At 49.0% G+C, this 22,046-nt stretch carries 17 protein-coding genes and 1 riboswitch; of the genes, 10 read left to right on the top strand and 7 right to left on the bottom strand.

The genetic code is table 11. The features are described from left to right. Window positions 1-95: 95 nt before the first annotated feature. On the top strand, window positions 96-662 hold the full coding sequence (locus CEQ32_RS12435; protein WP_011624046.1) for a phosphoribosyltransferase: 567 nt from the start codon (window positions 96-98) through the stop codon (window positions 660-662). 85 nt (window positions 663-747) lie between these two features. On the opposite strand, the gene CEQ32_RS12430 is transcribed toward CEQ32_RS12435, so the two are convergent. After that, a complete protein-coding gene (locus CEQ32_RS12430) occupies window positions 748-2,016 on the bottom strand; it encodes a glycerophosphodiester phosphodiesterase family protein (protein WP_088586124.1) in 1,269 nt (422 codons plus the stop codon). 352 nt (window positions 2,017-2,368) lie between these two features. On the opposite strand from CEQ32_RS12430, the gene CEQ32_RS12425 reads away from it, so the two are divergent. Further along, entirely contained in the window at window positions 2,369-2,674 is a 306-nt protein-coding gene (locus tag CEQ32_RS12425) for a DUF3622 domain-containing protein (RefSeq protein WP_037414426.1), read from the top strand. A gap of 143 nt (window positions 2,675-2,817) precedes the next feature. Here CEQ32_RS12425 and azu read toward each other — a convergent pair whose 3' ends face one another. The 3 genes from azu to rihA all read right to left on the bottom strand — a co-directional run bounded on the left by azu (window position 2,818) and on the right by rihA (window position 5,351). Then, complete coding sequence (gene azu, locus CEQ32_RS12420) at window positions 2,818-3,294, bottom strand: azurin (protein WP_055648145.1); 477 nt, start codon at window positions 3,292-3,294, stop codon at window positions 2,818-2,820. A gap of 170 nt (window positions 3,295-3,464) precedes the next feature. Next, window positions 3,465-4,376, bottom strand: coding sequence for a ribokinase (gene rbsK / locus CEQ32_RS12415; protein WP_088586123.1), 912 nt, complete (start codon window positions 4,374-4,376; stop codon window positions 3,465-3,467). 18 nt (window positions 4,377-4,394) lie between these two features. Next, the gene (rihA, locus tag CEQ32_RS12410) at window positions 4,395-5,351 is read right to left on the bottom strand and encodes a pyrimidine-specific ribonucleoside hydrolase RihA (protein WP_037414420.1); all 957 of its coding nucleotides are present in this window, start codon (window positions 5,349-5,351) and stop codon (window positions 4,395-4,397) included. Between the two features lie 204 nt (window positions 5,352-5,555). On the opposite strand from rihA, the gene CEQ32_RS12405 reads away from it, so the two are divergent. The 4 genes from CEQ32_RS12405 (at window position 5,556) to CEQ32_RS12390 (ending at window position 11,757) form a co-directional block, all read left to right on the top strand. After that, window positions 5,556-6,887 (top strand): DUF3592 domain-containing protein, encoded by a 1,332-nt coding sequence (locus CEQ32_RS12405; RefSeq protein ID WP_088586122.1) that lies wholly within the window; start codon window positions 5,556-5,558, stop codon window positions 6,885-6,887. 3 nt (window positions 6,888-6,890) lie between these two features. Continuing rightward, window positions 6,891-8,333: a hypothetical protein gene (locus tag CEQ32_RS12400; RefSeq protein WP_088586121.1), complete on the top strand. Its 1,443-nt coding sequence runs from the start codon at window positions 6,891-6,893 to the stop codon at window positions 8,331-8,333. 134 nt (window positions 8,334-8,467) lie between these two features. Next, window positions 8,468-8,697: riboswitch (cobalamin riboswitch) on the top strand. Between the two features lie 108 nt (window positions 8,698-8,805). Further along, window positions 8,806-10,767 (top strand): TonB-dependent receptor, encoded by a 1,962-nt coding sequence (locus CEQ32_RS12395; protein WP_088586120.1) that lies wholly within the window; start codon window positions 8,806-8,808, stop codon window positions 10,765-10,767. Between the two features lie 261 nt (window positions 10,768-11,028). Next, window positions 11,029-11,757 (top strand): HDOD domain-containing protein, encoded by a 729-nt coding sequence (locus CEQ32_RS12390; RefSeq protein ID WP_037414412.1) that lies wholly within the window; start codon window positions 11,029-11,031, stop codon window positions 11,755-11,757. Between the two features lie 59 nt (window positions 11,758-11,816). Here CEQ32_RS12390 and CEQ32_RS12385 read toward each other — a convergent pair whose 3' ends face one another. Further along, a complete protein-coding gene (locus CEQ32_RS12385) occupies window positions 11,817-12,722 on the bottom strand; it encodes a LysR family transcriptional regulator (protein ID WP_088586119.1) in 906 nt (301 codons plus the stop codon). A 200-nt stretch (window positions 12,723-12,922) separates the two neighbouring features. Between CEQ32_RS12385 and metE the strand changes: the two genes are divergently transcribed. The 4 genes from metE to CEQ32_RS12365 all read left to right on the top strand — a co-directional run bounded on the left by metE (window position 12,923) and on the right by CEQ32_RS12365 (window position 20,199). Continuing rightward, entirely contained in the window at window positions 12,923-15,193 is a 2,271-nt protein-coding gene (gene metE, locus CEQ32_RS12380; protein WP_088586118.1) for a 5-methyltetrahydropteroyltriglutamate--homocysteine S-methyltransferase, read from the top strand. Window positions 15,194-15,564: 371 nt separating this feature from the next. Next, on the top strand, window positions 15,565-16,776 hold the full coding sequence (locus tag CEQ32_RS12375) for an efflux RND transporter periplasmic adaptor subunit (RefSeq protein ID WP_088586117.1): 1,212 nt from the start codon (window positions 15,565-15,567) through the stop codon (window positions 16,774-16,776). Window positions 16,777-16,778: 2 nt separating this feature from the next. Next, window positions 16,779-18,749, top strand: coding sequence for a MacB family efflux pump subunit (locus tag CEQ32_RS12370; RefSeq protein WP_088586116.1), 1,971 nt, complete (start codon window positions 16,779-16,781; stop codon window positions 18,747-18,749). 4 nt (window positions 18,750-18,753) lie between these two features. Beyond that, on the top strand, window positions 18,754-20,199 hold the full coding sequence (locus CEQ32_RS12365) for an efflux transporter outer membrane subunit (protein ID WP_088586115.1): 1,446 nt from the start codon (window positions 18,754-18,756) through the stop codon (window positions 20,197-20,199). Between the two features lie 78 nt (window positions 20,200-20,277). On the opposite strand, the gene CEQ32_RS12360 is transcribed toward CEQ32_RS12365, so the two are convergent. Together CEQ32_RS12360 and CEQ32_RS12355 are read right to left on the bottom strand one after the other, a co-directional pair. Beyond that, a complete protein-coding gene (locus CEQ32_RS12360) occupies window positions 20,278-21,402 on the bottom strand; it encodes a site-2 protease family protein (protein WP_047534546.1) in 1,125 nt (374 codons plus the stop codon). Between the two features lie 205 nt (window positions 21,403-21,607). Then, window positions 21,608-21,985 (bottom strand): DUF4144 domain-containing protein, encoded by a 378-nt coding sequence (locus CEQ32_RS12355; RefSeq protein WP_037414404.1) that lies wholly within the window; start codon window positions 21,983-21,985, stop codon window positions 21,608-21,610. Window positions 21,986-22,046 lie beyond the last annotated feature (61 nt).

The following is a 22,046-nucleotide window of genomic DNA, read 5'->3' as shown; positions in this document are numbered from 1 at the left end:
TGCTGTTCTCGTGTTTTGGACGCCGAACAGACCTTACTAGGTAAAAAGCTACGCTTTGTCGCCTAAAATCAATAATTAAGATGGGGATCGGTGTCATGTCAGAAAAATATTTCGTTACCGCACAGCAACTGCTCGAAGATTCATTTCTATTAGCTTCACAGGTTTATGAGAGTGGATTTCGTCCGCAGTTTATCGTGGGTATTTGGCGTGGCGGTGCTCCAATCGGGATCGCGGTACAAGAGTTTTTCGACTTTAAAAAGGTTGAAACCGACCATATCGCCGTGCGTACCTCGTCTTACTACGGTATTGGTACCGACAAGCAAAGCAAAGAAATCAAAGTACATGGTCTGCATTACATTGTTGAAAATGCCAATGCCAGCGATAGCTTACTGATTGTGGATGATGTGTTTGACTCTGGCCGCAGTATCCATGCGCTGAAGGAAAAGTTAAGCCAACTGATGCGCTTAAATATGCCGCAGGACATTCGTATCGCTTGCCCTTATTACAAGCCAAAGAATACCGCTGTGCCTTTAAAGCCTGATTACTATATCCATGCCTCTGAAGACTGGTTAGTGTTCCCACATGAAGTGACGGGTTTAACGCCGGAAGAAATTGCCGAAGGTAAGGGCGATTTAAAAAATATTCAGCATCTTTTTAAGTAAAAAGAATCTGTTAATAAAAAGCGTTAGCAGTTTTTGCTAACGCTTTTTTGTTTCTCGGTTTTGAAATAGCGCCTATTGTTTTGGCCTATAAATCCATGCAGTTGGCATAGTAAGTCACAGTCGCTGGCCAGTCCGAAAACACGCCAATCACGCCCACATCTTTAGCTAACACATCGAGTAGTTCGTAGGTATCGCCCTCATTATCAATGGCATCGGTAATACTTTGATAATAAAAGCCGCCACCATTTTTTAATAAACCAGAACGTTCCAGCGACCATGTGGTGATCTTAAGTCCCGAGGCTTTCGCAGCCTTAGCGTATTCCGATGGAATGATTTTTTTATCCGCATCTAAGGCGACTAAAACCCAGAGTGGCGGCGCGATAATTTCGACGCCTTGGGTCTTTAAATCCGCCATTGAGGGTGACCAAGTCGCTGGATTTTGCGGATCGAAGGCGTTGTTATAATCGTACCTGTCATCGAGAAATACTGCCTGTTTAGCAAATTCAGGCGCGTTGGCGACCCAATATTTAATGTCATCCAAAATAAAGGATTGAGGAAAAACCTGTGAGGCATCGACGCCTGCTGCTGTATATTCATCGAGCATTTTCTGGGCGTACTGCTGCTGAGTAAAACCATCGAAGGGCATAGCTACGCTCGCGGCTTTTAGCTCGGGCGTCATTTTTACACCAGCTTTTTTAAACATCTCAATGCTTTCGGCGTGGGTCATTAGGGTGCCATTGCCAGCATATAAATCCGTGCGCCACTTAGGCGTACCATTCATAAACTCCTCGACAGTGGTGGCCTTGGGATTCTCGCCCTCCATCTTACCCTTTAAGGTTTTAAACTCGGCAAGGGTGATATCACTGGTACAGCAGGTTGCTGTGGCGGCAATGCCATTGGACGGATCGGCGGGCGTAAAAGGCACAGAGCATTTATTGGCAAGTTCGGGAATGGCCAAAATATTGGTCGTGCTGGCGAGATCGCACTGAGAGTGGCGGCAGACTAAGGCTTTATCGGCGGTAAAGGTCACATCACACTCGACGATACCCGCGCCGGAATCAATAGCCGCTTGGTAGGATTCTTTGGTGTGTTCAGGAAACTGCATCGCCGCGCCGCGATGACCGATGGAAAAATCACTACGGTAGAAATGATCGGTTTCGCACTGGGCTAAGCGGGTTTTAAGTGTGCTGTCTTGCATCTGGCGCACCAGAAACAGCGGCCGCTCACCCACTTGGGCCGCAACCATTTGAGTGGTGGGTGCTGTGGTCTCGTTATCTTTAGTATCACTGTTGCAGCCAGCAAGCAGAGCTGTTGTGGCAAATAGCATGTAGCGTGTTATTGGAGAGGTTTTCATCATCTTTCCTAGATTGAGTTTTTGTGAATGGATTCACCTCACACTCTAAAATGGCTAGATGACTAAATATGTTCAGTTTTATGATCAAAACAAGAAAAGTTACCGTTTGCCCGCCGCTTTTACGCTAGCTTGATACTGAGCTTAGGACTAAGATTAGGGCGAAAAATCATCTAGCATGTCGCGTTACTTTTGGGATTATTACGGCTATTTGAAAGTGCTAAGCATGAAAATTTTCTCGCAAGCGATCTTTCTGTGCCGAAATCAAGTAAACTGCGCTCCTTTTGTTTTATGATGGCGTTTGTATCGCTTGATAAGACAAACGTGGCAAGCATCATTTAGGAAATAGAGCAGAATGAGCAAGGGTAAAAAATACGATTTTCGCGTCACTCAAGCTGAAAATGGTTGGAAGACGGAAATCACTCGTCGTATGACGTCGACTAAGACGGTTGTGTCGAAAAGCCATGATGGTTTTGCGACTGAGGCCGAGGCACAAGCTTGGGGTCAAGCCGAGCTGCAAGTGTTTTTAGGCACACTGGTTGAGCGTAATAAGCGTCGCTCAGAGAAACAAGCTAAGGCTAAATTAGCGGCTGCATTAGCAGCGGAAGCGGCAACTGACGCCGATGATTTTGATGATGAAGACGAGTTCGGCGAAGAATAAATCGCAGAAGAAATCTCGGAACAAAAGTCTCGAAGGCAAGCTGGCTTGTGAGCCAATCTGCATTCAACAAAAAGCGGACCCAAGGTCCGCTTTTTGTTATGCCATCTTAAGGTGTTCCCCTAAGTAGCTGTTAGGCAATGGAATTATCCTTGAATTTTAAAGCTACCTTGCATAATCGCCCAGTGACCTGGGAAGCTGCAAAAGAATTGGTAAGCTTCAGTTGGGCTCATGCCCGCAGTACTAAATTTTATCGAAGTAGATTCACCGCCACCCACTAACGCAGTGTGAGCAATAACACGGGTATCACCGGCTTTAACATAAGCTGCATCGGCACCAGCACTCATTCCATCGGTCGCAACGGCAGACATATCTGCGGCTTTAGTTAATACCCAGTTGTGGCCCATAGCGGCTTTGGGCAGGGTACCAGTGTGCGTTAGGGTCAGTGTGACTTCTTTACAGGTAGCAGGAACAGATAGCTCTTTAGTGTCAAATTGCATTGCGTCAGTCGCAGCAATCTTGAGTTCACATTCGTTAGCACTCGCTTGGCTGGCGACGAATAATCCTAGACCGAGTAGGCTTGCGCTAGTCATGTTACGGAAAGTGGTGCTTTTCGCTTTCATCTGGTACTTCCTTATTCTGAACAAGGTGGATCGAGCCGTTTGACTCGAGTATGCGCTGCTCAGCATAGGTTGAATTCATTAAATGGGAATGAATTCGGTATGTAAATTATGTATATACAACTTTTGATTGAAAGAGATTGAGTGCGACAATTTGCCGCACTCATCAGGCATTAACGCGGCACTTCGTTGCGGTAGGGAATGGCGCGTTGTGCGCCTTCACGGGTAACCGTAATCGCCGATGCCGCATTGGCAAAGCCGACGGCGGCGGCAATCGACATACCTTCACTTAAGCCGACAACCAGTGCACCGTTGAAGGTATCACCAGCGGCGACTGTATCTATGGCTTGTACTTCAAGTGCCGGAATTAGCCCGGTAAAGCCTGCGCTACTGATAAATGCACCTTTGCTGCCTAAGGTGATCACTACCGTCGCAATCCCCTGTTGATGTAGCCATTGGGCGGCGAGTTTGGCATCTTCCTCATGCTTGACCTCTATACCCGTTAAGGCTTCGGCCTCGGTTTCATTGGGAGTAATAATGTCGACCCATTTGAGGTAGTCCAGCTCCTGAGTGGCCGCTGGCGCAGGATTAAGCACAGTGGTGATACCAAGACGTTTGGCCATTTGCAGTGCATTACTCACCGTCTCAGTGGGTGTTTCGAGTTGGATCAGTAGGTATTGCGCATTGGCAAACAGGGCGTAATGTTTTTCTAACTCGGCAGGGCTGAGGTGGGCATTAGCCCCAGCGGCAATCCCAATAGTGTTTTCGCCATTTTCAGCGATAAAAATCATCGCTGTACCTGTACTCATATTGGCAACTTGAGTGATGCCATCAGCTTGTATACCGTCCTTGAGCCAACTATTGCGCATTTCATTACCGATACCGTCTTGGCCTACATAGCAAATAAAATCCACACGAGAATCGGGCAGACACAGGCGAGCGCAAGCGACGGCCTGATTTGCGCCCTTGCCACCATGTTCTAGCCGATAACTTCGGCTTTTTAGGGTTTGTCCGGGAGCGGGCAAATACTCAAAATTCATGACATGATCGGCGTTGGCACTGCCGATAACAAGAATATGGCTCATGGAAGGTTCACCTTAGTGTCATCTGCGGTTGAGATACGTTGGAGTGTAGGCCGCTAAGCTGTCAACTAACAAGTCAACAAAGCCTTGTCTGTCGAGTCCAAACAGTACTGTGGCATTCGCAGGTTTAGCCGTAAGCTGATAGCGGTCGACTACCGTCATCCCCAGCGTTAATTCGCTCTGGGTTTCAATCTCTACTCGACAGTCTTGGGCATCAAACAGTTCAGGTTTGAGTAGCCAAGCAATAGTGCAGGGATCGTGCAGCGGCGCACCCACAAATCCCCATTTTGGATCCCTATGATAAATCATAAAGAAATCCAGTAACTCGGCGACACATTTAGCCACAGGGTTGGGAATCGCACGAATACGTTCGATATCTTCATCCATGATCTGTGCTTGATGTGTTACATCGAGGCCGCACATGGTAATGGGAATGCCGGATTTAAACACGATATCGGCGGCTTCTGGGTCGACAAAAATATTAAACTCGGCGGCAGGTGTCCAATTGCCGACACCCGCTGCACCACCCATCAATACAATGCGTTCGATCTTGGCGTGTAACTCGGCGTGGCTTGCAAGTAATAGCGCGATATTGGTAAGTGGCCCTGTGGGAACCAATGTCACGGGCTTATCACTTTGACGCAGCTGCTGCGCCATCAACTCAACGGCATTGATGCTTTGTGGCGTAAAGCTGGGTTCTGGTAATACTGGGCCGTCAAGTCCGGTTTCGCCGTGGACATTATCGGCAATGATTAACTCACGGCTTAAGGGTTTAACCGCACCGCCCGCGACCGGAATATCACTGCGATTTAATAAGGTTAAGATCCGCAGGGCGTTATTAAGCGTTTTATCGGGGGTTTGGTTACCCGCGCTGGTGGTGACGGCGAGTGGAACGAGCTCTGGATGGGCGAGGGCTAAAATGAGCGCAATGGCGTCATCATGGCCAGGATCGCAATCCAGAATAATAGGACGAGTCATACTGTTACTCCTTTAAACAGCGCAATGGAGGCTTAGAATAGCACGCTAAAGCTTGAAGACAGTGAGTCTCATAGTGTCTTTACAATAAACTGTGAGCATTTTCTGATTTCTCTTCATAAGCTGCTACAATAGCGCCCGCTTTAGGCACAATAAAGATAGATATTCAATGCCTTAAATATCATGGAATGATAAGGACGTTCTGGCGTGTTGGTGAATCCTAGTCAATTAACCTCGAGTACCTCCACTCGTTTTTTGGGGTGGTTAGAAATACTCTTAATCTGTATCCCTCTGCTGCTTTTTAGTTTTGCCGCCTTATTTCTGTGGGAAGGCGTGCAAAAGTGGTCGTTGGTCAATCAACTTGAAGAACGTGGTGCTGTCGCCATTGGCCGAGTGATTGACACTGAGTATCGGAGTGAACGAGGTTCGAACGGCATGTCTCGCCAAAGATTGATGTGTTTGGTGGAGTATCACACCGCCGAGGGCGAGGAAATTCGTCAGTGGGATCTCGATGGTGTGGATTGCCGTGCAACTTATCAATTAGTCTCGCCGCAGGATGATACGCCGGGGGCATTAGTGCCCAACTATGCGCAAAGTGCTGTGAGCTACTTGCCTGATGCACCAACACGGGCGAGCGCCAATCTTGAATTAACCCGCGATCGCGCCAAACTGGACGTTGGCTTTGGCGTCGCAGGCTTATTATTTGGCTTGTTTGTCGGTTATTTCTGTTTGAACTTATTTAGAATTCGTTGGGCTGAGTGTCGTTATGTGCCAATGCTCAAGCGTTTAGGACAGCAGCAGGATTACGCTGGGATTATCAATCTGCTTGAAACCTACAGGTGTCACCCCGCCGCGAATATTCTGGTATGGGAAGCAGCCGATCATATCGGCCATTGCAGTGAGTTATACCCGCGTTTTGTTGCCTTATTTGCCCAAATGCAATCTGTGCCAAGCAAAAAACAGTTGGAACCGATAGATGAAACCATTGTGATGATTAGCTTTTATCGCTTGAGTTCCTTAGGGTTTCACGACTTGGCGCTCGCGATGTTAGCCCGTAGCAATCAAGCTTTGTCGGCAAGAACCTTGGCAACCTTTGTACTGATAACTCGCACTTATCAGCTCCCTTTGGCACTGACATTATCCACAGAAAAGCTCAAGGCATTGGAGGCACTTTGTTATGCCAAAGAGCTCAGTTTTGGTTTGGAGGATGAAAAACAATGCTGTGTCGACTTTGCTGCCCGCATCGAATATTTACTTTGGTTAGTTAGATGGGTACTCGATAATACGCATGGTGCGCCGGAGCAAATGGTTAGCCCCGTGCAAGCGCGGATCTTGGCGGCGTTTGGCCAGACAATGGCGCTGCAAACACTCAGCCTCGATAGCGCGCAGGTGATTGATAAAAATACACAAGTATTATTATCTCGGTTAGATACGAGTCATGGTTTTCAGTGCGCATTGAGGCCGATAATCGAGTCATTATCGGATAACGTAGCGCAACATATTCAACAACTCACGTTTTCAGCAACGACAAGGAAATAAGTTATGCAGTCTTATTCAATTCCTCGCCCTTTGGCATTGGTAGCAGCCTTAATCGCCCTACAATTAACGGCTTGTAGTCAGCCGAAACCCGTAACCGTATTCGAAAATGATAAGGAAGCCTTATTGCAGTTTGATAACGGCAAACTGCTCCAATTTAAGGAAAATCCGAGTCCACAGTACCGCCATATTCCCTGTGATTTACCCGCTGTCGAGACTGTGGTCACCAATAGTTCGGCCTTTGCGGCGTTAACACAATCCGGTGAGGTGATCACTTGGGGTGATAGCTATGCTGGTGGCGATAGCCGCGAGGTGACTGAGCAGCTTAAGCAAGTTAAGCAAATCGTCTCGATTAAAGATGGGTTTGCCGCGTTACGTCAAGATGGCACTGTGGTGTTCTGGGGCAATGTGGGTAAATATCGCCTCGACAAAGCCCTACAAAACCGCATGACTAATATTACTAAATTATTCGCCAACCAAGAGGCCATTGCCGCGCTAGATGCCACAGGCAAGGTACACACTTGGGGTTATGGCCCTTACGGTGGCAATAGCTTGCATGTGCAGGATCAATTAGTTGATGTCATTGATATCTTTGCTAAGGGACGCAGTTTTGTCGCCCTCAAAAAACAGGGTAGTGCAGTGATTTGGGGCCAGGTTGAAGAGTCGACCAATATGAAAAAGTTGCTCCCTCAGCTTACGGATGTGGCGAAGATCGAATATTTTCAACACACCTATGCCGCCTTGAAAAAGGACGGCTCAGTAGTGAGTTGGGGCTGGCGCAGTGATACTTATCCTATCCGCAGTGCCTTAAAAGACGTGGCGAGTATGACGGCAAACAATTGCGCATTTGCGGTGTTAAGTCCTACGGGGGATGCGCATTTTTGGGGCGATGGCATTAACTGTGGCGTCGATTGGATTAAAAAAACCGACATTACAGGCGTGAAGGAGATTATCAGCGTCGGCTCAGGTTTTTTATTACTGCGGGATAAGGCGGTGCCGCAAATTGTGGCCGACGACACTGACTACGCGTATATGTTTGGGTTTCACTATGCCCAAGAGATTCTTGATAAATATTGGCAGGAAGGCAGTGTTATTACGCAAGGACCATCTTCCTTTGTGTTTACTCGTCCCGATGGCAAAGTGGTGCCCGTTGGATATCGCGCTAACCGTGATAATGTGGAAAAGTTAATGGCACGTATTCCGCGCCTCACGTGGTTAGATGGCGCAAATGACGGTTATGTTGGCATTAGCGACAAGGGGGAGCTGGTCTCTTGGTCGATGAATTTGCCCATGTTCGACAAGTCGCCTGTGCAACCTGCTGACTCGTTAGTGATTAAGCCGCTGGATTTAAGCCCGGTTGCCCAATGCGAAACCCCTGAGCAACGTCAGGCGATTTTGAGCAAAGACAGACCCCAACCTGCGGCAAAAAACTGGGATGGCGTTTTCTAACTCATCTGAGCTTTCTCGCCAATCTGAGATTAATGGACTTTCATCCGTATAGACGTCTATAATGCGCGCGCTTAGGTCTTTAATATTCTGAGCCTTGTTGGGCGTTAACAGGTTTGACGCCCTTTGAACCTAATTTTGAGTCAACCTTCTGTGGTGCTTGCGATGATGAAGTCGCGAGATAATCGGGAAGCCAGTGAAATTCTGGCACTGCCCCCGCAACGGTAAAAGGTGAGAGACGACCGCATTTGATAGGCGTTCACGATGAGCCCTGTAATCGAGTGTGTAAAGGTCAGTTTCGCGTTCATCTCAAGTTGAGATGGATATAGCCTAAGTCCGGAGACCGGCCCTAAAGGTGTTTTTGAGATTTCGGTGGGCAGATCTCAAAATGCGATAGTGACTATCAGTGTTTTCTACTGAATCAACGGTATCGTGGCGCTAATGCCCCGTTTTCCTTGTAGGAGTTAAAGGTAAAATGGGAACACATCCAACCAAAATTGCGCTGCTGATTGGCAGCCTTTGCAGTGTATCAATTATCGCGCCCGCTGTGGCTGCCGATGAAACTCATGCCGCCAACGTCGATGAGCATATCGTGGTGATTGGCCGTGCTGATAAGACCCCGTTAAATATTGCCGCTAATGTGAATGTGATTGATGCTGCGGCGATTGAAATGAGTGGCGCAACCAGCTTGACCGAAGTGTTACGTGGTCAAAGTGGTATTCAACTGTCCGACAATAACATTGGCACTAGCTTTGCGATGCGTGGCTTTAGCGCCAGCTCTGCGGTTAACAACACGCTGATTTTGCTCGATGGTCGCCGCTTAAATAATATTGATATCGCCGCGCCTAGCCTGAATGCGATTCCACTCAATTTAATTGAGCGGGTCGAGATTTTATCGGGCAGTGCGGGCGTGCTCTATGGCGACCAAGCGGTAGGCGGGGTGATCAATATTGTGACTAAGTCGCCTGAGAATTCGGGCGGCAGCGTGCAATTATCCGGCGGCAGCTTTAATACCTACGAAGGTCGCGGCGATGTGTCGGGCGCCATCAATAAAGATTGGCACTATTTCCTGACTGGTAGCTACAACCAAGGCGATAACTATCGTAAGCATAATGCCAATGAAACGGGTTCTATCCTTGGCCGTATTCAATATAAAACCGCCACAGATTCTTTCTTCGTTGAAACCAGCTATTACGATGATGACCGCGAGAATCCTGGGGCGTTGACCCCTAAGCAGTTCAAAGAAAACCCACGTCAGTCTTCTAATAGCAGCGAATATGTTCATGAGATGACCACGGCGGCGCGCAGCGGTTATCAGCATCAGCTTAACCAAAACTGGGCCTTGGTGGCGGATCTGGATTACAGCGATACCTTAGTGAGCTCATTAAACTGGGGGGCGGGTAGCCAAAATACTCGCTCGTTGCTGATGTTTAGCCCTAAAGCGCTCGCCAACTACAGCACCCGTCAAGGTGAGCTCAACCTAGTCACAGGTTTGGATATCAGCCGCGGTAAAGCCGAGTTTGACTCTATGGCGCGCAGTAACGTGCAGGAAATGCAAAGTGCTTACCTGCAAGCCACTGTGCCGTTAAGTCACACCTTAAGCTATGTGGTGGGCGGACGTTACGCGCGGGTGACTGACGATCTGGTCGATGGCAATGTCTATCCAAACGGTATTGATTTAGATGAAGATGCCACTGCATTCGAGTTCGGTTTAAATTACCGCCCGAGCGCCGAGCACAGATTCTATCTACGTGGCGATGAAAACTTCCGTTTCGCTAAGGTGGATGAGCAAGCCTACACCCCGAAAGATGTGTATGGCTTAAAGCCGCAGACCGGCCGCTCCTATGAAGCGGGTTGGGATTGGGCTGTTGCCAGCCAAACTTTGCGAGTGAGCTTATACCGCCTCGATTTAGAAGATGAAATTGTCTTCGACCCGAGTGCGGAAAAACCTGTTGGTGGCAGCTTCCAAGGCGCTAACGTTAATGCCGATGCTTCACGCCGTTATGGCGCGAGTGCCGATTGGGATTGGCAGGTGACTAAAGCGTTGCAACTAGGTCTTGAGTACAACTATATCGATGCCGAATTTACCGACGGGGTGAATGATGGCAAGCAATTGTCTTGGGTGGCCGAGCATTCGGGACGCGGTTATGTCAGTATGGATTTTGCCGAACATTTTCAAGTCTTTGCCGAGGCCATTTATACGGGCGATCGCTTTATCGAAGGCGATAATGCTAACCAAGGCGATAAATTGGCTAGTTATGTCTTAGGTAACTTGGCACTTAACTATACCCGTGACGCCTGGTTAGCGAGCCTGCGTATCGATAACCTGTTCGATAAAGACTATGTCAGTGCTGGTTATTATGCTGGTGGAACCTATGACGGCTATTACTCAGGCCGAGGCCGTGATATTCGCTTTACTGTCGGCTACCGTTTCTAAGCTGAACCCTGATAATTAAGTGATTTAGTACCTTTTTAAGCCAGACTCTGTCTGGCTTTGTTATTTCTGCTGTTGGGTGCAGAGAAAAATAATCTCTACGGGTGTAATATAGGCTAAGTCGTTGCTTATACTATAAAGCACATCATCTTTACGGTTAACGCAATTATTCTACGACTTAGTGCTGAAATTCTTTGTAGTTTGGGTATGATGTGAGCGGTATTCGAATCATCTTATAGCTAATTAACAGGTGTAAAGTGTCCTATGACAGATCTTGAGCAACAGGTTTTTACTCAAGTGAGAGCCATCATAGCGAATGAAGAGCAAGTCATTGGCCGCCGTGGGATCTTAATTCCACTGAAAAAGGCCATTCTTGCCGAAGGCGATATTCGTAATGTGATCGATATTATTTCGAGTGATCCCGCGTTAGCGGCCCATATGTTGATGCGCAGTAATTCGGCGCAAGCTTCTGGTGTGGTTAGCCCTAAGTCTCGCTCTTTAAAAGATGCCTTAATTCGTTTGGGCCAAGTTAATATTTACCGTTATGCCTTTACATTTTATTTGAAAGAACGCCTCGATGAATTGCCTCAACCCTATAAGAAGTTGGTTCAAGGTTATTGGAAACTCACGGAAAATATAGCAACTGATGCGGTTGACAGCTTAGTTGATATGCCGGATGTCGATATCGACCCCGATGAGGTGCAAACTTTGGCGCTGTTTAGTGTGTTCGGCCAGATTATTGCTTTAACCGCATTTGCTTATTTGAATGCCAGCTCTGAGCAATCTTTCCCGCTAAGTGTGATTAAGTCTTTGATCGATAATCAGCAACAAACTTTAACCATCGAAGCCTTTGAAGCCTTAGATCTTGACCAAGATCTGCGCCAAGAGTTTATGATCGCCCACAATCTGCGCCAGACCCGTAATCAAAATTCCCCCGGGTTAATTCTGCGCCGAGTATTGTCAATGCGTGGTTTATTGCTTAATCCGCTCTAAGCACCGCTCATAAAAACAAAGCCTGCAATAGCAGGCTTTTTTGTTAAACATTTCAACGCTTAATTGGTTTTTTGCTGGCGGGCTAAGCCTTCGCTTGCTACTAGTTGCAGCCAGTTTTGCACTAAGGCCGAGTTCGCGCTGTGGCGGCGATAAGCCCCAAATAGCGGGCGTTTTAAGCCTTCTTGACCCAGTTTGACTGAAGCTAAACTCAAACCATGTCCCTCATTGATAGACCAATTTGGTAAGGCGGCGATACCGTCCTTACAGGCGATGCGCTGCAATAACATCATGGTCAAATCGCAGGTCTTTTGCTCGCCGGCTTCTATACCCGCGGGTTCTAAAAAGTGACGGTAAATATCTAAACGCGCCAGTGGCACCGGATAACTGATTATCGGCAAGCGCGCCAATTGCTTGGGCGTAACATAGGCTTCTTTCGCTAAGGGATGATCCTTAGAAACCACTAACTTCACTTCAAAATCAAACAAATGCTGATAGGCGAGCGAGTGACCTGGCACGGGATCTGAGGTCAGCACTATATCCAGTTCGCCCATTTCTAGGGCATTGAGCGAGTCGAATAGATGACGGCTGGAAAGATCTAACTCGGCTTGGGGATGATCTTGCCTAAACTGCTCCATCACCGGCATTAGCCAGCGAAAACAGCTGTGGCATTCAATGCCGACTCTGAGCTGATTGGTTTCAGTTTCCAGCCCATTTTTGAGATCGGTTTCCGTCTCCAATACCTTAGGCAGGATCTCTTCGGCGAGGTGCAACAGGCGTGCACCTTCCTGAGTAAAGGAGAGCGGTTTGCTCTTACGCACAAAAATGGGCGAGTTAATTCGTTGCTCTAACTCCTTAATTTGATGGGAGAGAGCCGATTGAGTGACAAAACGTTTTTTGGCTGCGCCCGCCAAGCTGCCACTTTCCTTCAGGGCCATTAAGGTTCGCAGATGTCTTAGTTCGATCATGATCACTCCAAGTGAATTTCGCTCATGTTGTGCTTGAAATCAATTCGGTTGCTGGCATAGAGACTATCACAATAAACTTCTAGACGTCCAGACGCCCATTGTGATTTATCTTGGCTTAAGTGCGAAAAGTTGCCAAGAAAACACCATCAGCTGGGTGCAAGTGCCGAATATGGCTTATCTCAAATAAAGGAAGATATGGTATGCAATTAAACAGTCTAGGTTTTCCCCGTATCGGGCGTCGTCGTGAATTAAAGTTTGCCCTTGAAAAATACTGGCGTGGTGAGAGCACTCAAGCCGAGCTGCATGAGGTGGCTAGGGAGTTACGCCGCACCCATTGGCAATGGCAAGTGGCCGCAGGGATAGAGCAAGTACCTGTAGGGGATTTTGCCTTTTACGATCAAGTGTTAACCCTGAGTGCGACCTTAAACGCTATCCCCGATCGCCACCGTGGTGAGGGTGCTATCGATCTTGATACCTTATTCCGCGTTGCCCGTGGCCGTGCGCCAACTGGCACCGATGCGCCAGCCTCGGAAATGACTAAGTATTTCAACACTAACTATCACTACTTAGTGCCAGAGCTTAAGCAAGACCAAGAGTTCTCTATCGCCTATGAGCAGTTTTTTGATGAAGTGGCCGAGGCGCAGTCCTTAGGTTATCAAGCCAAGCCGGTGCTGTTAGGCCCCGTGAGTTACTTGTATCTGGCAAAAACTGTGGGTCAGGATTTCGATAAACTCAGCCTATTGCCAAATCTGTTAAAGGCCTATGCCGACATTCTTGCGCGTTTTGCTGCGCAGGGCGTGACTTGGGTGCAACTTGAAGAGCCGATTCTAGCACTCGAATTAACTCATGATTGGCAAGCAGCGATTAGCCAAGCTTATCAAGCGCTTAAAACGGCTCAAGTGAAGATTTTACTCACCAGCTACTATGGCAGTATCAGTCATCATCAGACGCTGGTTTCCGCGCTGCCAGTGGCGGGTTTGCACTTCGATTTAGTGACTGCCCCTGAACAATTGGCCTTGTTTGCCAATGCCTTAAGACCAGATCAAATTCTGTCAGCTGGCGTAGTTAATGGCCGTAACGTGTGGGCGGCAGAGGTTGACCTGATTGTTGAGCGTATCGGCGGTGTTGCCCGAGACTTAGGCCAGCGTTTATGGATTGGCACCTCCTGTTCACTGCTGCACAGCCCTGTGGATTTAGAGGTAGAGACAACGCTCACGCCGGCGCTACGTCAGCAGCTCGCATTTGCTAAGCAAAAGCTGTTGGAACTGGCTAATGTGCGCCAATTGTTGCAGGCCCCTGAGTCTGTCGCGGCCAAAGAGATAGTTAACACCTGTTTGGCACGCCGTGAGGCTAAAGCACAGGCGGCGGATGCTAAAGTGATCGCCCGTGTTGCTGCGCTGACCCCAGCCGACTATGAACGTGTGAGCGAATTTACTGAGCGCCAAGCGGTGCAGCAGCGTAAGTACCGTTTGCCATTGTTGCCAACGACCACGATTGGCTCGTTCCCACAAACACCAGCAATCCGCGGACTACGTAGTCGCTGGCGCAAGGGTGAGCTAAGCGATGCCCAATATACTGAGCAGTTGCAGCAAGTAACCCGCGATACCATCGACCGCCAGCTTAAACTCGGTATCGATGTGCTGGTACACGGTGAGGCCGAGCGTAACGACATGGTCGAATACTTCGGTGAGCAGCTCGAAGGTGTGGGCTTTACCAAAAATGGTTGGGTACAGAGTTATGGTTCTCGCTGCGTTAAGCCGCCATTGATTTATGGTGATGTGAGTCGCCCGAAAGCCATGACGGTTGATTGGGCTGTATTTGCCCAAAGCCTGACGGACAAACCCGTCAAAGGCATGCTAACGGGCCCGGTGACGATTCTACATTGGTCGTTTGCCCGTGAAGATATCAGCCGCGATACCATTGCCACCCAATTGGCGCTGGCAATTCGTGATGAAGTGGTGGATTTACAAAATGCAGGTATTGGCATTATTCAAATTGATGAGCCAGCCTTCCGCGAAGGTCTGCCATTAAAGCAAAGCGAGTGGCAGGCTTACTTAGATTGGGCGGTGAATGCCTTTAAACTAAGTGCGGCGGGTGTGGTGGATGAAACCCAAATCCACACCCATATGTGCTACAGCGAGTTTAATGACACGATTGCGGCCATTGCCGCCATGGATGCGGACGTCATCACCATCGAGACCTCGCGTTCACGCATGGAGCTGCTCAACGCCTTTGAAGATTTTGAATATCCAAATGAAATTGGCCCAGGCGTTTACGATATCCACTCGCCAAATACGCCAAGTGTTGAGGCCATGGTGCACCTTATCGAAAAAGCGGCGCAAAAAGTGCCAGTGCGCCAACTCTGGGTTAACCCCGACTGCGGCCTTAAGACACGCACTTGGGCTGAAGTAGAACCCGCGCTGAAAAACATGGTCGATGCGACCCGTGAACTACGTCGCCGCCTTGGCTAAGCACTGTAAAATCTGCAATGAATGCCTCTTTGGCATAGCGTAAACAACAGGGATACCTAAGGTATCCCTGTTTTGCTATTGGTTGTTTGAACAGACCTTCGCTTATAAAAATCAGCGTTTCACGCCATGACCCTTTAGTTTGAGGTATGCAGATAATCTCAAGTAACATGGATTTATATGGTTCAACGTTTTATCCGTATATTTAAAGGTCTAGGGCGCAAACTTCTACACAGATATTTGCAAATCTTTACCTGATATCGACACTTCCTTCGTCTACTGTGCTTAGCTAACTCTATATACTGACAGCACTATTTTTCTTCCCGCAAGATACACGCTTGCGCCCATTGGCATTGATGGACACCTAGATTCAGATGAAAAAATCCTCAAAGCGTAAATTGATATTGATCCTAAGCGGCCTCATCCTCCTTGGGGGCGGCGCTTATTTTCTGCTACATAAACCCGAGGCGGCTCCAAGCTATGTGACTGAACCCGTTAGACGCGGCGATATTGAAAACTCGGTGCTCGCCAACGGCATGTTGCAGGCCTCCAAGCTGGTGAGTGTGGGCGCGCAGGTCTCAGGGCAAATTCTGAGTTTGCCTGTGGAGCTAGGCCAAGAGGTGAAAAAGGGCGATCTTATCGCGCAAATCGACAGTCTTGCCCAGCAAAACAACCTGCAAAATGCGCTGGCATCCCTTAAAAACATCAATGCCCAGTATCGTGCTAAGCAGGCGCAAATTCGTCAGGCAAAACTCGAATATACCCGTCAGCAGCAAATGCTCGCCGATAAGGCCAGCTCCCGCGCAGACTTTGAAGCCGCCGAAGCCACGCTCACGGTGTATCAAGCCGAGCTTGAGCAGTTAGAAGCGCAAAAACAACAGGCTGAGATTAATGTCGACAGTGCCAGAATCGATTTAGGTTATACCAAGATCACTGCGCCTATGGATGGCACCGTCGTTTACTCTGCGGTCGAAGTGGGTCAAACCGTTAACGCCAATCAAACCACACCAACCATAGTCGAGATGGCGCAGCTCGATACCATGACGGTCAAGGCGCAGATCTCCGAAGCCGATATCGTCAATGTGCGCCCCGGACAGCCAGTGTATTTCACTATTCTTGGCAGACCTAACCATCCCTATCGCGGCACCTTAAGGGCGATTGAGCCTGGCCCGACCTCAATGGATGGTGACGATAGCAATATGAGCTCGAGCGATTCAGACGCCATTTATTACCATGGCCTGTTCGATGTCGAAAACCCCGACCGTACCCTACGCATTGGCATGACGGCGCAGATTTCGATTGTGCTTGCCAAGTCTGATGATGCGCTGTTAGTACCATCGCAAGTGCTGAGGGTAAAACCAAGGGATAAAGCGGCTCCGCCAGCGGAAGGCAAGTCCCGTGGGCCGCAATATCAAGTGCCTGTATTGGTGAATAACCAAGTGCAATATGTGGATGTAACTGTTGGTATTAATAACAAAATCAATGCCGAAATCCTGTCTGGCCTGAACGAAGGCGACCAAGTGGTGCTCGGAATGCCCGCCGATGGTTCGACCATGAAGTTCCGTGGCCCACCAATGAGGTTTTAAGCGTGACTAAGCCATTACTGGAAGTGTCAGCTTGCTACCGCAGTTTTCAGGCGGGTGAGCAACAACTGACTGTACTCAAAGATGTTAATCTTTCCATCGCCCGGGGTGAGATGGTGGCGATTGTCGGCGCCTCGGGTTCGGGTAAGTCGACCTTGATGAATATCTTGGGCTGTTTAGATAAACCCTCAAAGGGCGCGTACTTTATCGATGGCCAAGATACCTCGCAGATGGATGTGGATGAACTCGCAAAGCTGAGACGTGAGCATTTTGGCTTTATTTTTCAGCGATATCATTTGCTTGGCGATCTTAATGCCGTCGGTAACGTCGAAGTGCCCGCCGTGTATGCGGGTAAAGATCGCCTTGAACGTAGACAGCGCGCTGAGCACTTATTGTCGCGCTTGGGTTTAGGTGAGCGTCTCGATCATAAGCCGAATCAGCTCAGTGGTGGCCAACAGCAGAGGGTGAGTGTTGCGCGGGCGCTGATGAATGGCGGTGATGTGATCCTTGCCGACGAACCGACGGGCGCTTTAGATAGTCACAGCGGCGAAGAAATGATGCGGTTATTACAGGAACTGCACCGCGAAGGACACACTATTATCATCGTCACCCACGATATGCATGTGGCGCAGCATGCCGACCGTATTATTGAGATTAAGGACGGGGTGATTATCAGCGATGAGCCTAATCCCGCCTCAAACGTTGCTGCTGCGCCTAAGACTGAAGTGATCCCCGCCAAGACGAAGGTGCGCGCCCGCGTGGCGGCATGGGACAGATATGCCGAAGCCCTGAAAATGGCGCTGCTGGCGATGTCGACCCATAGATTGCGCACCTTTTTAACTATGCTCGGCATTATTATCGGTATCGCTTCAGTCGTGTCTGTGGTGGCGCTGGGTGAAGGCTCGCAGCGGGAAATCTTAAAGAGCATTAGTTCGATGGGCACCAATACCATAGACATTCGCCCCGGCTCAGGCTTTGGTGATAGGCGCTCGGCAAAGGTACGAACTTTGACTGCAAGCGATGCTAATGCACTGAAAAACTTACCCTATGTCGATAGCGTCACCCCGAGCATTGGTTCGAGTGCGACGGTGCGTTATGGCAATAAGGCGGTGACGGCGACTGTGAATGGTGTGGGTCCAGAGTTCTTCCGGGTTAGAGGCTATGAGCTCGCCCAAGGGCAGTTTTGGGATGATGACAGTGTTAATGCGTTAGCGCAGGATGCGGTGATCGACGAGAACACCCGTAAACAGCTGTTCCCTAACAGTAGCGGCGTCATGGGCTCTGCCATCGGGGAAGTCATCTTCCTCGGGGATTTGCCGGTGCGGATTATTGGTGTCACTCAGCCTAAGGAAAGCGCCTTTGGTAACAGTGATGCCCTCAATGTGTGGGTGCCTTATACCACGGTATCAGGCCGGATGGTGGGCAAGAAATACCTTGATGGCATTACTGTTAGGCTCGATGAATCCGTACCGAGCAATGCGGCGGAGCAGGGCATTATTAGCCTGCTGAAGATGCGCCACGGCACCCAAGATTTCTTTACCATTAACACGGATACCATTCGCCAGAATATCGAGAAAACCACCGCGACCATGACGCTATTAATCTCGGCCATTGCGGTGATTTCCCTCGTGGTGGGTGGTATTGGGGTGATGAATATCATGTTGGTGTCGGTGACCGAACGTACCCGCGAGATTGGCGTGCGCATGGCGGTTGGGGCGCGCCAGAGCGATATTCTGCGGCAGTTTTTAATTGAGGCCGTGTTGGTTTGTCTGTGCGGCGGCGCGCTTGGGGTGGCCTTGGCCTATTTGATTGGCGTGGTGTTTGCCCAAGCGGGAGGCAGTTTCCAGATGATTTATTCGACGACTTCTATTGTTGCCGCCTTCGCCTGCTCCACCTTAATCGGGGTGTTGTTTGGCTTCCTCCCCGCTCGCAATGCGGCGCGTTTAGACCCAGTTGATGCACTAGCAAGAGAGTAACGCAATGAATGATCAAGTTTTAACGCATCAAAACAAATTAAACTGCCGTGTCGGTTTATCGCTCAAGGTCAGTGTGATTGCCATCAGCATCGCACTGCTGTCAGGCTGTGGCGCGCTGATGCGCTCCGACTTTGAGCCGCCTGCTTTGCAGGTGCCAGAGCAGTGGCAGCATACCCAAGTGAATGACCCTGTGAATGGCCAAGTGAGTCTCGACCCTTGGTGGCATAAGTTTAATCAACCCGAATTAAATCAGTTGATTAGCCAAGTGCTTAGCAGCAATAATGATTTGACTCTTGCGACTTTGACCTTGCAAAAGGCGCGTTTACAGGCGGGGTTAGCGCGGGATGATTTGTATCCACAGCTCAGCTCCAATAATACGGCGTCTGTGAATAAACCACTGGATGGCGGTAGTTCGAGCAAGGCATTTCAGGCGAACCTGTCGGTAAGCTATGAGGTGGATCTCTGGGGCAAAGTGTCGGCCAATATCGACCAAGCCCAATGGACGGCGCTGGCAAGTCTCGAAGATAGGGAGAGCACGGCGCAGAGTCTCGTCGCGACGACGGCTTCGCTCTATTGGCAGATTGGTTATCTGCATCAACGGATTGAACTGAGCAATAAGAGTATTGAACACAGTCGGCAAACGTTGGCGTTAACCCAGCGCCAATATGCCTCGGGTGCCGTCACAGAGCTGAATGTGCTCGAATCCCAACGCAGTTTAGCGGGGCAAGAGGCCTCCCACAGTCAACTGCTGCAACAGTTGGTTGAAGCTGAAAATGCTCTGGCAATCTTACTCAATCGCGCCCCGGGGCAAGTGGCGGTTGAGATCAAGCAATTGCCGGACAATGCGGTGCCTGAGGTTGGTGTCGGTATTCCCGCCGACTTGGTTGGCCGTCGTCCCGATGTGAAGGCGGCCCTGTATCAATTGCGCTCGGCGCTGGCCAGTAAGGATGCGACCTACGCCAGTTACTTCCCAAGCTTGAGTTTGACTGGCAGCGTAGGGGAGTCGACCTCAGAGCTAAAAGAGCTATTGCGTAATCCCGTGGGGAGTTTAGGTGCGGGCTTAGTGCTGCCTTTTTTGCAATGGAATCAAATGCAAATCAACAATGATATTGCCGATATCGACTATCAATCTGCCATCGTCAGCTATCGTAAAACCCTCTACAGCGCCTTCGAGGATGTGGATAACGCCATCTCGGCCAAGCAGCAATACGCTTACCAAGGTGAGAAGCTTGAGCTGCAATTTAGCGCCGCCGCCCAGGCCGAAGCCATTTATGAGAGCCAATATCGCCATGGTGCTATCGGCATTCAAAATTGGATCGATGCGCAGGAGAATCGCCGCAGCGCCGAGGCCGCATTGCTGGAGAATCGCTATAACCAATTAACGGCCCAAGCGACACTCTACCAAGCCTTAGGTGGGAGCGATATCGCGCCGCCATTAGCGGATAACTAATTGAATCATTCATAAATAAAAAAACCGCGATGCCTTAAGCAATCGCGGTTTTTTATTATGTGGATCAGACGATTGCGTTTAGCTGCGCAGGATCTGGAGTGGCAGGCTTAACATATCATCGCCCGTGCCTGCTAAGTGCCAGATAATCCCAACGAGGGCGGCAACGGTCACTAAGTACCAAATGGTTGAGAATATCTGCCCATATCTGTCTAGCGGCAACAGGTGGCTTTGATGACGAGTACGCCACTCGAACACTATCTCTAAGCTACCGATAAGCAATAGGAAACCGAGCAGGGCAAGGCCCAAGGTGTAGCTGATATACACCCCAAAGGCGGCGCCAATCACACAGGCAATTAACCCCATAATGCTGTTCATCGAGAAGCTAATGCTTTTTAAAATATGGCCACCATCGAGGGGTAAAATTGGCAATAAATTAAACAGGTTAAGTAGCGCGTTAAAGGCCGCAAGCCCTGCAAAGAAGACATTGTCCGTCATGTGGTAAGCGATAAGTGAGCCTACCGACATCAATAGGCCGAAGGTTGGCCCCATAATCGAGATGACCACATCCTGCCAGCGGGTGTTAATCTTTTCATCGCTGAGGGCGAGTCCCCCCATAAAGGGGATGAGGTAAATTCCTTTGGTTTTCATCCCAAAATACTTCATCGCGCGAATATGGCCGTACTCGTGGAATACCAAACAGGCGATAAGTGCCAAGGCAAATTGGAATGAAAACAACCAAGAGTAGGCCGCCACACTCGCGCCCGCGAGTACCACTTTGATGACCTTAGCGCTTTTGAGTAGCTTAAATCCAAGGGACGCTAAACCAACAAAGCTAAATTTTTGTGGTGTAGTCACTGGGATTTCAGGGGTTTGGCGTTCGATATCTTTTTCGGTACGAGTGCCTTGGGCAATCACTTCTTCATCAATAAGCAGTCGATAGTCGAATCTAAAGGGCTGCCAAACCACATCAGTTTCAAGTCGCACAAGGATTTTATGCTCAAGAACTTGCGCTTCGCCATGCTCGCTGGCCAATTGGCTATGCTGTTGAGTGAGTTCAAATTCATGGACTTTAAGGCCGCCATTATCCACTGAAGCGGCTTTTTGTGAGACTAAGGTATTGTCCCAAAAGAGTTGTTGCCAACCTGCGAGGGAGCCTTCCAAACGCAGTGATTTGCCTAAGCAGTCAATCTTAAGTAGTTCCAATTTAGGTTCCGTTTGTTGGTGTATCCGAATGATGTCCAGCGTTGATTTGGCACTTTAAGGCAAAGTATGCAGACCAATCGCTTTGGACATAACGGGCTGGGCCGTTCGTGATAAATTATGCCTGCTAAATGTGGTTGAGGATATTAGCTTTTTGGATCATCTCGTTGAAGACTGTGAATCCTATCAGATTTTACTTTGCTTCTGCTTAGTCATCTAAGCTATGGACGATTTCCATCCCTTGGGCGAATGTTGTAAACGCTAATTTGGCCACACAGCATTGGCCTACGGCATTGGCATGTTTTTGTACCCATTTAATAAAATCGGTGAGGGGCAATTTGTGCTCTTGTTTTAGCAGGTTAGGTAGCTCACCAATAGGATCTTCATGAATAGTGGTTGGGGTGGCGCGGATCAAATATTGGTTACCTAAGCTGTCGAGTAACAGGTCCGTATCGATAAATTGATGCTGGTAAAGGCAGGCGAGTTCTAACCAATCACGTTGATGGCCAAGATAAAGGAGTTCATCATTTTGAGTCAGCTTAACTACTGCAGGCCATTGAATATCAGCCATTTTTACTTGAGTCATGTGTATTCCTGGGGCCATGTTCTACTTCAACCTATCACATTTATCCTTATCCCCCAACGCT

Origin of the sequence: Shewanella sp. FDAARGOS_354 (assembly GCF_002209245.2) — a bacterium.
Taxonomy (GTDB): Bacteria; Pseudomonadota; Gammaproteobacteria; order Enterobacterales; family Shewanellaceae; genus Shewanella; species Shewanella xiamenensis.
This window is presented reverse-complemented; position numbering and strand designations above follow the sequence as displayed.

Bases quoted from the DNA above. Each gene is read 5' to 3' on its own strand.
- CEQ32_RS12395 (WP_088586120.1), top strand. From the start codon at position 8,806: ATGGGAACACATCCAACCAAAATTGCGCTGCTGATTGGCAGCCTTTGC.
- CEQ32_RS12375 (WP_088586117.1), top strand. From the start codon at position 15,565: ATGAAAAAATCCTCAAAGCGTAAATTGATATTGATCCTAAGCGGCCTC.
- rihA (WP_037414420.1), bottom strand. From the start codon at position 5,351: ATGACTCGTCCTATTATTCTGGATTGCGATCCTGGCCATGATGACGCC.
- CEQ32_RS12425 (WP_037414426.1), top strand. From the start codon at position 2,369: ATGAGCAAGGGTAAAAAATACGATTTTCGCGTCACTCAAGCTGAAAAT.
- CEQ32_RS12435 (WP_011624046.1), top strand. From the start codon at position 96: ATGTCAGAAAAATATTTCGTTACCGCACAGCAACTGCTCGAAGATTCA.
- CEQ32_RS12365 (WP_088586115.1), top strand. From the start codon at position 18,754: ATGAATGATCAAGTTTTAACGCATCAAAACAAATTAAACTGCCGTGTC.
- CEQ32_RS12385 (WP_088586119.1), bottom strand. From the start codon at position 12,722: ATGATCGAACTAAGACATCTGCGAACCTTAATGGCCCTGAAGGAAAGT.
- CEQ32_RS12390 (WP_037414412.1), top strand. From the start codon at position 11,029: ATGACAGATCTTGAGCAACAGGTTTTTACTCAAGTGAGAGCCATCATA.
- CEQ32_RS12430 (WP_088586124.1), bottom strand. From the start codon at position 2,016: ATGAAAACCTCTCCAATAACACGCTACATGCTATTTGCCACAACAGCT.
- CEQ32_RS12400 (WP_088586121.1), top strand. From the start codon at position 6,891: ATGCAGTCTTATTCAATTCCTCGCCCTTTGGCATTGGTAGCAGCCTTA.
- rbsK (WP_088586123.1), bottom strand. From the start codon at position 4,376: ATGAGCCATATTCTTGTTATCGGCAGTGCCAACGCCGATCATGTCATG.
- CEQ32_RS12355 (WP_037414404.1), bottom strand. From the start codon at position 21,985: ATGACTCAAGTAAAAATGGCTGATATTCAATGGCCTGCAGTAGTTAAG.
- metE (WP_088586118.1), top strand. From the start codon at position 12,923: ATGCAATTAAACAGTCTAGGTTTTCCCCGTATCGGGCGTCGTCGTGAA.
- azu (WP_055648145.1), bottom strand. From the start codon at position 3,294: ATGAAAGCGAAAAGCACCACTTTCCGTAACATGACTAGCGCAAGCCTA.